This window comes from Streptomyces sp. NPDC039609 (genome assembly GCF_055596705.1).
This window is the reverse complement of sequence record NZ_JBVIUJ010000008.1, coordinates 190,664-204,933: the sequence shown is the minus strand read 5'-3', so window position 1 is coordinate 204,933 and position 14,270 is coordinate 190,664. Positions and strand designations below refer to the sequence as shown.

The 14,270-nt window shown below is 74.1% G+C and carries 6 protein-coding genes; all 6 read left to right on the top strand.

The window, feature by feature from the left end; all coding sequences use genetic code 11:
• The first annotated feature begins 2 nt into the window (after positions 1-2).
• Genes ACZ561_RS24805 through ACZ561_RS24780 form a run of 6 tightly spaced genes read left to right on the top strand, consistent with a single transcriptional unit; the run spans position 3 to position 14,127 of the window.
• Positions 3-2,426, top strand: coding sequence for a VWA domain-containing protein (locus ACZ561_RS24805; RefSeq protein WP_470998930.1), 2,424 nt, complete (start codon positions 3-5; stop codon positions 2,424-2,426).
• Positions 2,427-2,465: 39 nt separating this feature from the next.
• Complete coding sequence (locus tag ACZ561_RS24800; protein ID WP_470998928.1) at positions 2,466-5,864, top strand: tubulin-like doman-containing protein; 3,399 nt, start codon at positions 2,466-2,468, stop codon at positions 5,862-5,864.
• Positions 5,861-8,305, top strand: coding sequence for a hypothetical protein (locus tag ACZ561_RS24795; protein ID WP_470998926.1), 2,445 nt, complete (start codon positions 5,861-5,863; stop codon positions 8,303-8,305). Before ACZ561_RS24800 ends, ACZ561_RS24795 begins: the two co-directional genes overlap by 4 nt.
• Positions 8,302-10,473: a hypothetical protein gene (locus ACZ561_RS24790; protein ID WP_470998924.1), complete on the top strand. Its 2,172-nt coding sequence runs from the start codon at positions 8,302-8,304 to the stop codon at positions 10,471-10,473. The genes ACZ561_RS24795 and ACZ561_RS24790 overlap by 4 nt, the downstream gene beginning before the upstream one ends.
• The gene (locus ACZ561_RS24785; protein ID WP_470998922.1) at positions 10,473-12,836 is read left to right on the top strand and encodes a hypothetical protein; all 2,364 of its coding nucleotides are present in this window, start codon (positions 10,473-10,475) and stop codon (positions 12,834-12,836) included. Before ACZ561_RS24790 ends, ACZ561_RS24785 begins: the two co-directional genes overlap by 1 nt.
• A 58-nt stretch (positions 12,837-12,894) precedes the next feature.
• Entirely contained in the window at positions 12,895-14,127 is a 1,233-nt protein-coding gene (locus tag ACZ561_RS24780) for an arginine deiminase (protein ID WP_470998920.1), read from the top strand.
• Positions 14,128-14,270 lie beyond the last annotated feature (143 nt).

The following is a 14,270-nucleotide window of genomic DNA, read 5'->3' as shown; positions in this document are numbered from 1 at the left end:
CAATGCAGTGGAGAAACACCGGAGGCGTCCTGCTCCTCGCCGGGGCGCTGCTCGCGCTCTCCGGCCCGACGGGCTCGACCGGAGCCGACGCGGCAACCCCACGAACCCCCGCCGCCACGGCCGCCCCGCCGAAGGACGACGGCCCGGACCCGATCGACTTCGCCGTCGTCGTCGACCAGTCCGCGAGCCTCGCCGACAAGGACCTGGCCCTCGAGACCGAGGCCGCCGCCCTGCTCAGCCAGGGTGAGATATCCGAGCGCTCACGGGCCACCGTCATCGGCTTCGGCAGCTCCGAGAAGGCCGGTCAGTCCCCCGTACGGGAGGTCTGCCCGCTCACCGTCGCCGACGCGGCGGGCCGCCAGCGGCTCAGCGACTGCGTCCCGCGGCTGACCCGGCGCGACGCGGCGAGCATGGGCCCCGGCACCGACTTCCCCGCCGCGATCCGCCAGGCCGTCTCCCGGCTCACCGAGGACGGCCGCAAGGACACGCCCAAGGTCGTCTTCCTGCTCACCGACGGCAAGCTCGACGTGAGCGACAGCCCGGAGTACGGCACCGACAAGGCCAACCGGCAGGCGAACGGCGAGAAGCGGCTCGCCGAGGAACTCGCCCGCGCCCGGGCCGCGTCCGTCCAGATCTGGCCGCTCGGCTTCGGCGGCGAGATCGACCGCGCCACGCTCACCGCCATGGCCGAGGGCGGCCACCGCGGCAGCTGCGCCGACCTGCCCGAGGCCACCCCCAAGATGCGGGTGGTCGACACCGCGGCGGAGATCGACAAGGCGCTCCAGGAGACCTTCGCGGCAGCCCGCTGCGCACGCATCGCGCACGGCACCGTCGGCAAGCCGCCCGCCGACCTGTCCGTCACCATCCCGCCCATCGCCACCGACGGCTCGCTCACGGTCGGGAAGCACGACCCCAAGGTGCGGGTGACCTACTACGACCCGAGCGGGCGCAAGGTGCCCACCCAGGGCGAGTTCGACGGTTCCACCTTCGAGGTCAGCGGACAGGACGGCCCGGTCGAGGCGCTGCGCGTCAAGAACCCGATGCCCGGCCGCTGGCGCGTCCACATCGAGGCCCCGGAGGGCCACCGGGACCGCGAGGTCGCCGTCCGGGCGATCTGGCAGGGCCGGCTGCGCTCCGAGGTCACCCTCGACCCCGCCTCGCCGCGCGCCGGCCAGGAGGCCGTCGTGGAGGTACGGATGCAGACCCGGCGCGGGGTCGTCATCACCGACCCCAAGCTGCTGGAGGGCGTCACGGTCTCCGCCGTACTGACCGGCACGGGCTTCGCGCCGGTCACCGTCCGCCTCACCGACGACGGCCGCGCCCCCGACCGCAGGGCCGGCGACGTCCGGTTCTCGGGCCGCATCACCGTTCCCGCCACCGCCACCGGCGACCTGACACTGGTCACGGACATGGCGGCGCCCGGAGTCACCTCCGACCGCCGCCCGCTCAACACCACACGGTCGGAGGGCACCCCCGCGGTCACCGCCGGGCTCGCCGTCGACCGGGTGAGCGTCCACCCCGGAGACACCGTGCGGGGCACCCTCGACATCACCAACAACGACAGTGGCCCGCACACCCTGCGCCTCGCCCTGAAGGACCAGGCGGCCGGCGCCGACCTGAAGGTGTCCCCGGCCACGGTCACCGCCGAAGCGGGCCGAAAGACCCGGTTCGACTTCACCGTCACCGTGGGGAAGGGCACCCCCGTCGGCGAACTCGGCGGCCTGGTCGAGGTCCTGGACACCGGAGGCGCCGGGCAGGTGCTCGACACCGCCTTCCTCGACGTACGCGTCGAGGCGCCACCCACCTGGTGGGACACGTGGCGGTGGGCGGTGATCGGCGGGGCGGCGGCCGTCCTGCTCGCCGGCGCCGTCGTGGGCATCCGGCTGGTCGCCCGCAGCCGTCGCAAGGACCTGACCGGGGTCCGGCTCGAACTCCTCCGCGACGGACAGTCCCTCAGCACGCTCACCGTCCGCAACGGTCAGAGCGGCGGAGGCGAGTACCTCTTCACGGTCGAGGAGGCGAGGGGCGCGGCCCCCGCGCTGCGCCGCGCCCGCGGCGCGTCCTCGGCCCACCGGCTGCGCCGCACGGGCGCCGGTGAACTGCTGCTGCGCCCGAACGGGGGGCGGGAGTTCTCCGTACGCCCCGGAGTACCGGCCGGGCTCGACGACTTCGAGCTCATCGTCGGAGACGGCCGCCGCACCGGCCGTGGCGGACAAGCGGGATCCGGTGGCTCGGGCGGCAGCGGCAGATCGACGCGCACGGACCGCGCACCCGGTACCGGCGGCTGGCGCCCCCGCGTCCCCCGCCGCCGTACGTCCGCCTCCGGCGACCGTGACACCGGCCGGGACCGGAGCCGTACGCCCGACACCGACGAGGGCCGCCGGGAGCAGCCCACGACCACCAGCACATGGGACCCGAATTTCTGACCGGACCACGCAGCACAGGGTCCCAAGGGGAGACACGACATGAAGATCTACCAGCCGATGCTCTTCGTCGGCCTCGGCGGCACCGGCGCACGCATCGGCAGCGAACTCGAGCGGAGCCTGCGCAGAGAGCTGTGCGGCCCCGACGGCACCGACCTCGTCGACGGGGGGAAGCGGCTCCCCTTCCAGCTGCCCGAATGCCTCCAGTTCGTCTACGCGGACTTCAGCGAGGGCGACCTGCGGCAGCAGCCGCAGTTCCGGGCCAGGGGGGCGGAGAGCCAGGCCTACGCCCGTACGTCCAGGGTGATCCGCGACCTGCTGCCGGCCGAGTTCGACTCCTCGCCCGAAGTGACCCGCATGTTGCGGATCGCCCTCCACGAGGAGACCCGGTCCTGGCTGCCGCCGCAGGCCCGCCAGCCCCGGGTCGCCCCCCTGCACGACGGCGCGGGCCAACTCCCGACCGTGGGCCGCGCCGCGCTGTTCGCGACGATGCGCTCCGGCCTCGAACCGGTCCTGCGCCAGCTGCGCGAGGCGATCAGCGCCATCGGCACCGCGGCCGGGGACCTCCAGCGGGTCGGTGGCGGCCGGATCCGAGGCTGCGACGTCTTCGTCGCCTTCTCGGTGGCCGGCGGCACCGGAGCCGGCATCTTCTACGACTTCCTCCACCTCATCGGGCACGAGTTCCGCCACGCCAAGGTGCGCGGAGTGAAGATCTATCCGCTGGTGGTCATGCCCTCCGCGTTCCCGCCCGAGGCGGGCGGGGGGCGGGAGGCCGAACTCAACGCGGCCCGTGCCCTGGTGGACCTCTCCCGGCTCGTCGACGACCAGAACGTGCCGAACGCCCTCGACGAGGTCGGCGACATCGGACAGCGCAGCCGGATCAGCGTCCACTACCCGGGGGAGGGCGTCGTCGCGCTGCGGCCCTCGACCGTGCAGACCGCCTTCCTCTTCTCCAAGCCGTCGGTGATCCGGCCCGAGGACCTGCGCCGCTCCATCACCGCCATGGTGATGTCCCTCATCGGCACCGAACTCGGCGAGGACACCGGATCGGGCAACCACGGCAGCGACGACGACTACCAGTCCTTCGCCGCCAGCTTCGTCAACAAGAGCGTGGAGCGGTCCACCCCCGCCCGTACCGGCATCGGCTACCGCGGCATGTCCAGCAGCCTCGCCGCCTCCCTCACCGTGCCGGTCGACGACCTCGCCGAGATCGTCGCCGCCCGCCTCCTCGCCCAGGCCGTCCGCGGCATGACCGAGAAGGCCCGCCGGCCCTCCACCGAGTCCCCCGAACTCGTACGGGAGCTCTTCAACCGCTCCGGCATCGGCCGGCTGTGGACCCGCGAGGCCCCGGACGTGCCCGATCCCGAGGAACTCCCGCGCGGCAACCGGGCGATCACCAAGGCGCTGCGTGACCGGCTCGGCGACATGGAGGACTCGCTCGCCCGACTGGAGGGCCAGCTCGACCGCGAAGTCCCGCGCCTCACCGAGGAGTTCAAACCGAGCACCGGAGCCCGTGAACTGCTCGACAAGATCGGGCCCTTCCAGCTGGAGTCCGTCCTGAACGGGCTGCCCGGACACCCCGACCGGGTCGCCAGGGAAGGGTTCACCGGAATGCTCGACAACCGGCGCAACATCCCCGAACGGCCCGCCCACGTCCAGACCGCGTCTCCCGTGATCCCGCACATCAGGCGCAGCGCCGCCGGCCTCGTACCGGCGCGCTGGACCGATCCCGACGTACAGGACGCGCTGGGCGAACAGCAGGACTGGTACCAGTGGCGGGCGCGGAAGCTGTGGCACAGCGGCTGGGAGGCGGGCGAGCCGCAGTGGCGCGACGCGCTGCACCGGATCGTCCACGACCTCGGCGAGCTGACGAAGGCGCTCCGTGCCCATGAGCAGGACGAGGGCCGGCTCTTCGCCGACCGCAGGCGCGAGCTCTACCGGGACGACCGCACCGGCATCACCTATCTGCTGCCACCGCAGAACAGCCTGCGCGCCTTCTACGACGACGTCCTCGACCGGCTCGCGCAGAGCGAGCGGCTGCCCGAGAACGTCGACGCCGCGACCCTCCTCGGCCGGCTGGTCCGGCCCGAGGACTGGCGCTCGGCCCTGGACGCCGTCCGCCACTCGCCGGGCGCCCCTGTCAAGGTGATCAAGCAGGTCGTCGAGCAGCGCGTCAAGCGGCTCTTCGGCGAGGCGAACGAGGACCGTTACACCCGCCCCCTGCTGCCCTCGATGGAGCTGCTGCTGCGGGCCGCGTCCGGGGACGAGGCCGCCGAGTCGAAGATCGACGTCCGCTGGCTGGAGCAGTTCCGCTCCGGTATCGCCGGGCTGCTCCCACTGGGCTTCAGCCCGGACGGCAGCGGGCCGCTGAAGATCCTCATCGTGCATCCGGCGAGCGAGTCCGACGCCCGCGCGGCCGAGTACCTCGGCGCGGAACTGAACCTGCCGGCCGGGGCGACGCAGGAGTACCGGGCCGTGGACACCGACTCCCTCACCGTGGTCCTGTTCCGCAGCGGGATGAACCTCACCGACATCTCCGAGGTCCGCGGCGTCCTCAAACTCTGGGCCGACGCACGGGACTCGGCGGGCGAGGACGACTTCCTGCACTGGCGGCAGCGGCTCGGCTACCAGGACGACTGGCTGGTCTCCACCGAGGAGGACCGGCAGCGGATCCTGCACCGGCTGCTGAACGCGATGTGGAACGGACACATCAGGATCGAGGGTCCCGCGGAGTCGCCGGAACTGGTCCGCATCCGGCTCCAGGAGGGCGAGTCGGCGACCATGTCGCTGCGCCTGGAGGGCTTCGACGGGGCGCTCTCCAGCTGGGCGGGCCTGCTGCGCGCCTATGAACGCTGGGCGCTGCTCGACGAGGGCGGGATCATCGAGGAGTTCTGCGAACGGCTGATGCGTGCCCTGCCGAAGGGCCTCGCGACCACACCGGCGGGCCCCTCGCCGCTTTTCGTCCACTTCGTCGAGAAGGTCGCGCCGCGCCAGCTCGTCCTGATCGAGGAGCTGGCCGCCGAGTACGGCGAGGAGTACACGCAGTGGCTCGCGCCGCTGCGCCACTTCTGGGAGGTGACCTTCCCCGGCGCCCTGGACATGCGCTTCTCCGGGGCGGGCCTGGCCACCCGCCCCAACCTGCGCGCGCTCTTCGAACGCCACGCCCCGAGCGGCCCGCCCGCGGAGCCCCCGCGCGTGCCCGAGCCCCGCGCCGGGTACGAGCGCGAGCCGCGTTCGTCGTACGAGTCCGGGCGCGCAGGGCACGAGTCCGGGCCGCGCGCCGGGTACGAGTCCGAGCCCCGCTCGTCGTCCGAGCCCCGCTCGTCCTATGAGCCCGGGCCGGCGCGCGAGCCCAAGCCCACGGCGCGGCCGGCCCCCGACCCCGTCGAGGCGCCCGAGAACACCCGCTACCCCTGGGACCTGGACGGTGAGGAGGAGTGAGCCCCCGCGCGACCCCGGATCATCCGGTGCCCGGCCATGCCGTGTGCCTCGACCTGAGAGCCGGGGTGCACGATCCCGACGGCGCGGTGCGCGCCGCCCTGGACGCCCCGCAGTCCCGCGGCCAACGGCGCTTCCTCGTCCTCGACGACGCCGACCGGCTCGTCGCCCATCAGCTCCTGCACGAGCGCCTGTCGTCCTACGGCCCCGCACGGGTCGTCTGCCTGGCCGTCGGCGCCCCCGGGCAGCGGACCCTGAGCCGCTCGCTGACGCTGCGGCCACCGGGCGCGGGAGTGCTGTGGCTGCTCGACGACTCCGACGACGCCGCGCTGCGCCCGCTCGTCGACGTGCTGGCCACCCCCGAGGTGTTCGACGCCGTGCTCCGCGCGCTCGGGGACGTCGTGCGCGGCGTGGCCGTTCCCTCCGCGCGCGTCCTGGAGCACGACCTCACCGACGAGGCCCGTGCGCGTTCCTGGCGGCAGGCCGTCGAGGGCCTGGCCGGACCCGACGTCCCGGCCCTCGCGCCCACCGATGCCGTCCCCGCCGAACTCGCCGTGCTCCTGGACGAGTCAGTGCCGCGCTCCCTCTCCGGGCACGACTGGATTCCCGCCCAGGGGCGGGCCGGAATCCTGCTGCGTACCTGTGAGGAGTCCCTGGACGACGCCGTCGAGGGATACACCTGGGTGCGCGGCCCGGCCGGTCTGCTCAGCGGATCCGGCCGGAGGCCCGACCTGCCCGGTGACATCGAGCGGGTGGCGGGCGCCCTCGCCCGCCTCCGTACCGCTGTCGCCGAAGCGTTCGCCGCGGCGGGAGGCACACGGCTGACGGCCGAGCACCGAGGGCAGCTGCGCGACCGGGGCATCGAACTGCCCGAGATGCCACGGGAGATCTCGCGCGCGGGGATCGTCCCCGCGCTGCGCGACCACACCCACGAGCTGATCGGACGCGGCCTTCCGCTGCGTTCCGTCGCCGCCCGCCTCGCCGCCCTGTCGGCGCGCACCGCTCCGGCGGGCAGCGCCGCCCGGCTGGCCCGCCTCGACGAGATCTGCGGCCGGGAGGAGAGGAACCGCCTCGCCGCGCAGCATCCGTTCACGGCCGGTGGCTCACGGACCGTCGCCTTGGCGGTCACCGCCGTCCTCGCCTTCGTGGCGGGGCTCTGGCCCGTCGCCGGCTGGGCACTCGGCCCCGCCGTCGGCGTCCTGAGCGCGGCCCTCGCCCATCTGATGCTGCGGCGCAGGCCCAACCGCTCCCCGGACGGACGGCTCGACGGCGGAGGCAGCACCGGCGCCGCGCCCCGGCTCCTCGGCGGCCTCGTCGGCGGCGCCGGAGGAGCGGGTCTGGGGCAGGCCCTCGGCCTCCCGCTCTGGGCGGGGGCCGTGGCCCTGACAGTGGCCGTCGTCGCCGTCGTGGCGCTCGCCCTGCGGGACTGGACCCGGGCCGTGGACGACTGGTGGGCCCGGGTGGACCCGGAGAGCGCGGGCCGCGTGGTCGGGGAGATCCGCACCCTCGTCGTCACGACCGCGGTGCACGACTGGCTCTTCGCCGAGGTGCGCCACCACTGCTCGGACGGTGCGGCCGCCGTCGCCCGGCTGCTGCGCGGACTGGCGGCCACCGCGGACGCGTACCCGTACGAGTCCGAGGACGCGTACGGGTCCGAGGGCAGCGGGGTGAAGGAGGAGCGCGCCGACGCCCCGGTGACCGGGGCGACCGCGGCGTGGAGCTGGCAGGACTGGGCGGACAGCGCGGGGGACGACGCCTGGTCCGACGTACCGGACGATCCGCCGGCGGGGCCCGGCCCCACCGCCTTCCCCGAACCCGCTTCCAACCCGGCCGCGGCGCCTCATCCCGCTCCGGCGCGGGCCACGGGTGCCGCGCCGCCCTGGCTGGAACGCCGGTACGGCGACGGGGGACCCGCTCTCGTGGACACCCTCGTCGCCGACCTCGTCGACGGCACCGTCCGCATCCTCGACAGCTGCTGGGCCGGGATCGAACGCGACCCCGGGAACGCCGGCCGACTGCCGCTCGACGACCGGCTGACGGAGCTGCTCCACGAGACCCGGGTCCGGCTGGAGCGCGACGTGGCCGCGTCCCCGCCGCCCGGCGCCGTGGACCGGGGCGAACGCCCCGACGCGGCCCGGCTCACCGGAGTGGCGCCGGACGCCGTCGCCCGGCTGCTCGCGGCCGACGACGACCCCGACCGTACGGTGCCGCTGTGCGGCCCGGAGCATCTGCGGCTGCTGTCCCACGACCCCTCCGCCAGCCGCCAGGTCCGGTTCGTGCCCGAGGCGATGCGCCGGGGTGCCACCGGCGACGACATCTGGCGGGGCACGGTCGAGGACGTGGTGTGGACGCGCGCGGGACGCCACGCGGGGATCCTGCGTCTCGTGCCGCTGCGCGGCGACGTGGTCCGCATCGTCAGGGAAGAAGGGGCGGGAGCGTCATGACCGAGGCGGAAGCGCCACAGCGCCCCGGCCCGCAGGAGGAGCTGGAGTTCCGTACGCACCTCGAGGAGCCGATCCGGTTCTCCGTCCGCTACGGCGAGGACCGCAGACTCCCCGGCCGGCCCGGCGTCCTCGCCCGGCAGGTCACCCTGAGCACCGGCTGGCAGGCCCTCCAGTTCCGGCTGCCGCTCTCCGCGCAAGGCGACCCACGGGCGTACGGGACGTTCGAACGGGAGGTCTCCGCCGCCGTCGCCCTCGAACGGCGTTACGGTGCCGAGAAGTTCGGTGAGGTCTTCACCCGGGTGATCGGCTTCGACCTGGACTGCGCCGAGCCCTTCGTCCTCTACCGGACACCGGGCGGTACGCCGCTGGCCGAGTGCAGGGACCGCCTCGGCGGTGACGAACAGCAGCAGATCATCGCCCAACTCGCCCTCACGGTACGCCTCCTGAGCGAGGTCGAGCTGGTGCACCGGGCGATCGCACCCGACACCGTCCGCTGGGACGGCACCCATGTGCGGCTGTGCGAGCCGTACGCGGCGCTGCGCACCGGCGAGTCCCGCGAGGTCTTCGGCGCGGCGCCCTGGGCCTCGCCCGAACAGCGCACGGGACGCGGCGTCGCCGACACCCGTGACGACCTGTGGTCGGTGGCCAGGCTCGGCTACTACCTGCTGTCCGGCCACCCCGACCGGGGCGAGGGCCCGCCGGAGGACCTCGGCGACTACCGGCGCCTCGCGGCGCTCGAACAGAGCGGCCTGTTCGCCACGGAAGCGGCCGCCCGGCCGTCCCCCGCCGAACTGATGCGGCTGCTCCACGTCCCCGACCCGCTCGCCACGTCGGTCGGCACCGCCGATCCGCTCAGCGCGGGCCGCGCCGAGTACGACGCCCACCTCGCCCGCAAGCGCGAGGTGTCGAGGGCGTCGCGGCAGGGTGAGGGCGCGTCGCACACCTCGTACGGGACTCCGGCCGGCTCGTACGACGGACCGCGCAATCCGTACGACCTGGTGCCGCCGAAGCGCTCCCTGCGCGACCGGTTCTTCGGCGGCGGCGACGCCGATCCGACCCCGCCGCCGCCCCCGGTCGTCCCCGAGTCCTTCCCGCCGCCCACGCGGGGGCGGATGTGCCCGCACTGTCTGGTCCCCGTCGAATACGACGAGCGCCTGCTCGTCACCATCGACGCCAAGGGCAATCGGATACCGCTCGACCTCAGCGGCGAACACCGTCCCGGGCACCGGGAGGACGCCCTGCGCAAGGCGTACCACCTGTGCCCGCACGCCGGGAAGGGCGAGGAGGCGCACGAACTCCCCGTGCCCTACCTCACCAACGGCGAGCCGCTGTCCATCGCCCTGGTCGGCAGCTCCTCCGTGGGCAAGACCCATCTGCTGGCCGCCATGCTCGGCGAGGTCGAGCTCGGCGGCCTGGAGCCGTACGGTCTGAAGTGCCTTCCGCTCAACCCCGAGGCGCACCGCACCTATCTACGGGAACGGGTGCAGAGCCTCCAGCAGGGACGGCAGTTGGGCCGCACGGGCCAGCAGACCTTCGCCCGGTTCGCCGACGGGCTGCTGGTCTCCGCGCGCGGCACCCTGCCCCGGCCCGTCGTCTTCTTCGACCTGGCCGGTGAGGACCTCGCCCAGGACGGGGAGGTCGCCCGCTTCCTGATGGGCGTCGACGCCTTCGTCTTCGTCCTGGATCCCTTGCGGGCGCTGCGGATGCCGTCGCTCGACCCGGTCCGCGAACAGAACGGCCTGCCGCGCCGGGACCTGGGGGACGAGGCGTTCACGACGGTCCTCAACCGGATCCCGCGGCAGAACGGCGGCCTGGTGGGCGCGCCCGCGACCATCGCCGTCAACAAGTCCGACCTGGTGCGCTTCGAACCGGCCGTCGACCGCTGGCTCGGCCGCGCGCTGCCCCGGCCACTCGACCGGGAGGCGCTGCGCTCCGAGAGCCGGGACGCCTACGCGTTCCTGGCCCATCACGCGAGCTCCGCCTGGCTCAAGCCCTTCGACGACTGTGCCCGCTGCACGCTGCACTTCGTCGCGGCGACCGGCGGGGAGGCCAAGGGGGACCGCTTCCCCCACGGGGCCCGGTCGCGCCGGGTCCTCGCACCGCTGCTGTCCATCTTCGCCATGTGCGGGCTGCTTCCCGAGGCGGAACCGAGCGAGGGGAGAGCCTGATGGCGCGGTCGGAGAACGAGGTCGACCAGATCGTCTTCCGCTGGGACAGCGAGAACGTCTCCGGCAGCACCGGGTTCGGTCCCGTGGCCTGGTCGGCGCCGCACGAGGAGGTGGAGACGCTCTTCGGGATCTTCGGCGCGCTGCTGCGGGCGAGCGGCGAGGAGACCCGGCCCGCGCTGCTCCGGCTGCACCAGCGTGCGGGGGTCCTGCTGATACGCCGTACGCCCTGGACGGACCCCGGGGGACGCTCCTCCGTGATCTGCCATGCCCTCGTCGGCTCGGCGGAGCTGCTCGATCCCGCCACCTGTCTGGGGCTCCACGGGTGGAACTGGGAGGGGGCCGCGCTTCCTCTGGCCGAGGTGCGCGGTCCGCTCCCCGTCGTACCGGCGCGGGCGCTGGAGCGGGCGTCCGGGCCGATCGCCCTGGGGGAGGTGGAGTCCGAACTCGTCGGGACGACGGCGGAGTTGCTGCGCAACCCGAAGGCGAGGTTCACCCTGCTCGACGAGCGTGGGGACACGGCGTGCCCCGTGCTGTGGGGACTGCACGGCATGTTCGGCGGGCTCCTCCCCGACCGGCGCTGGACCTTCGCGAGCCACGACACGGTCGAACTGCCCGCGCTGCGCTTCGTGTTCGTCGGCAGGTGGGCGGGCGCGGCGAGCCGGAACACCGACCGTCGCCGCGTCGACCCGCGCGAACGCCTCGGCGACCGCGCGGAGGAGATCGCGACCCGACTCGTCCACCACCACCTCTGGTCCCTTTCGGAGGCCGACGAACGCCGGACGGCCACGGTCGCCGACGCGCTGCGGGCGGTACCGGGCTCGGAAGACCGCCCCCTCCTGGAGACGACGGAGCGCGCACTCACCGCGCTCGACGACATGAGGACCCGCCGGGCGGGGGAGACCCGGCGCGAGCGGAGCCAGGGCGCCGGGGAGGCGCCATGGGGCGACTCGCGCTCCGGCGCGGTGGGGCCGGGGAACGCGTACGACGGTGGCGGGCCGCGCGGCGGCGCGGCGGCGCGGAGCGAACCCCGCGAGGGGTGGGGCCCGGCGGGCGCCGGGGGGACGGCCCGGGGCGACTCGGCCGGCCGCGCGGCGTGGCCGCGGGACGCGCACGACGACGGCGACGCGGGTGCGCGAGCAACCGGTGGAGTCCCCGAGGGGCGGGGCGTCTCGCGCTCCGAGGAGGCGTGGCCGGGGGGCGCCGACGCCGGCGGGGGGTCGCGCAGTGCAGGTGGGGCCTCCGAGGCTCAGGGGATCGCGCGTCCCCGCGAGGCGTGGCCGGCGGGGGACGCCGAGGGGGGAGCGGGTGGTGCCGGGGCGGTCCGCGATACGCGGGCGTCCCATGAGGACCGGGAGTCCCGTGGACGCCGGGAGGAGCCCGGACCCGGGGCGCCACGCGCGGATCGGCTCCCGTACGGCGGCGAGCGCCAGGCGTACGGGCCCCAGGCGCACGGGCCCAAGGAGGTGCCGGAGGCCCGTGCGGCGCACGACCCCGAGGGCCGGCGGGACGCACCCCCTCCTCCCGCTCCCCGTGGTCCGGCGCCCGCCCACGACCCGGCGGACGTGCCCGTCGTGGCCCCGGTCTGGCGCGGGCCCGAGGGCGGTGCGCAGCGGCGTCTCCTGCGACCATGGGGGCGGGGGAAGGCCGAGGAGACCGGTCTCGTACGGAGGCTCGCGACCTCCGCCGAGGACGCGGAGGCGCACGTACGGGCCGGGGGCGACGGCGAACTGCTCGACGCGCTCCGCCGGCCCCAGCCGTACGCCGTCACCACCCTGCTCATGGGGGAGGTCGCTCGACGTCTGCCGTCCTGGGAGCACTCGCTGCGCAGGGAGTTCCGCGACCTCGTGATCGGACAGGAGCTGTTCGCGACGACGCCCCGCTCCAGCCGGCCCGGAGAGCCCGGCGAGGCCGAACGGGCCGCCAACGCCGCCGCGTTGCACCGTTGGGCCGTCCGTCCCCTCCTCGACGAGGGAGACGTCCCGGCCGGTGCGCTCGTGGCGCTGCTGTCCCGGCTCCGGTCGAGCCCCGTCCCGGCCGCGCGGTCCGCGTTCCGGCAGATCGTGGACGACGAGAGGCCGGGACTCCCCGAGGACATCTGGCGGGCGCTTCTCAGGGAGGCCTACGCCCAGCCTCAGCCCCAACCCCGGGCCACGCGCCCGGAGTCCGTACCCGCCCCCGCACCCGTCCCTGGGGTATCCCCACCCCCTCCACCACCCCGCCCCGCCGCCCCGCCGCCACCGTCCCGGCGACCCGAGCCGCCCCCGGCGGTCTCCTCCGGAGGTGACGGCAAGATCGTGTTCCTCGTCCTCGTCGCGGTGATGGTGTCGGCCGTCGCCGTGATCGTCGCGTACTACGCGACGTGACCCCGGCGACCGCGCCGAGAACCACGCGCGAGCCGCCCGGCTCCGTCAGGATGGGCGCATGGGATTCCATGTCGACTCCGAGGCCGGGCGGCTCCGCCGCGTCATACTGCACCGGCCCGATCTGGAGCTGAAGCGGCTGACACCCTCCAACAAGGACGCTCTTCTCTTCGACGACGTGCTCTGGGTGCGCCGGGCCCGGCAGGAGCACGACGGATTCGCCGACGTACTGCGCGACCGGGGCGTCGAGGTCCATCTCTTCGGGGATCTCCTGCGGGAGTCGCTGGAGCTGCCCGCCGCCCGCAAGCTCGTCCTCGACCGGGTCTTCGACGAGAAGGAGTACGGCCCGCTGGCCGCCGACCATCTGCGCGCCGCCTTCGACTCCCTCGACGCCTCCGAACTCGTCGAGGCGCTGGTCGGCGGGATGACGAAGCGGGAGTTCCTGGCCGTGCACCGCGAGCCGACCTCGGTCCGCTTCCATGTCATGGACCTGGACGACTTCGTCCTCAGGCCGCTGCCCAACCACATCTTCACCAGGGACACCTCCGCCTGGATCTACGACGGCGTCTCCATCAACGCGATGCGCTGGCCCGCCCGGCAACGCGAGACGGTCCACTTCGAGGCGATCTACAAGCACCATCCGCTCTTCACCGGCCCCGAGGCGGGCAGCTTCCACCACTGGTCGGAGGGGCAGTCCGACTATCCGTCGACGATCGAGGGCGGGGACGTGCTCGTCATCGGCAACGGCGCCGTGCTCATCGGGATGAGCGAGCGCACCACCCCGCAGGCGGTGGAGATGCTGGCGCGCGGTCTGTTCGCGGCCGGTTCGGCCCGGACGATCGTCGCTCTGGACATGCCGAAGCGGCGCGCGTTCATGCACCTCGACACGGTGATGACGATGGTCGACCAGGACACCTTCACCCAGTACGCGGGGCTGGGAATGCTCCGCTCGTACACGATCGAACCGGGCGACGAGGGGCACTCGCTCCGGGTCACCGACCACCCTCCGGAGCAGATGCACAGCGCGATCGCCGCCGCGCTCGGGCTGCAGGACATCCGCGTGCTGACGGCGACCCAGGACGTCCACGCGGCGGAGCGCGAGCAGTGGGACGACGGCTGCAACGTGCTCGCCGTCGAGCCCGGCGTGGTCGTGGCGTACGAGCGGAACGTCACGACCAACACGCATCTGCGCAAGCAGGGGATCGAGGTGATCGAGATCCCGGGCAGCGAGCTGGGACGGGGCAGGGGCGGACCGCGCTGCATGAGCTGCCCGGTGGAGCGGGACGCGGTGTGACGACCCGGCGGGCTGGGCCGGGGAGCGGTGGACAGGGCGGATGGTGGGGCGGGCGACGAGTGGGCCGCATCACTGTATATAAATGCTGATCGACGTATAGACTTCCAGGCGTTGACTCATCAGCCGTACCCGACCGTACCCAG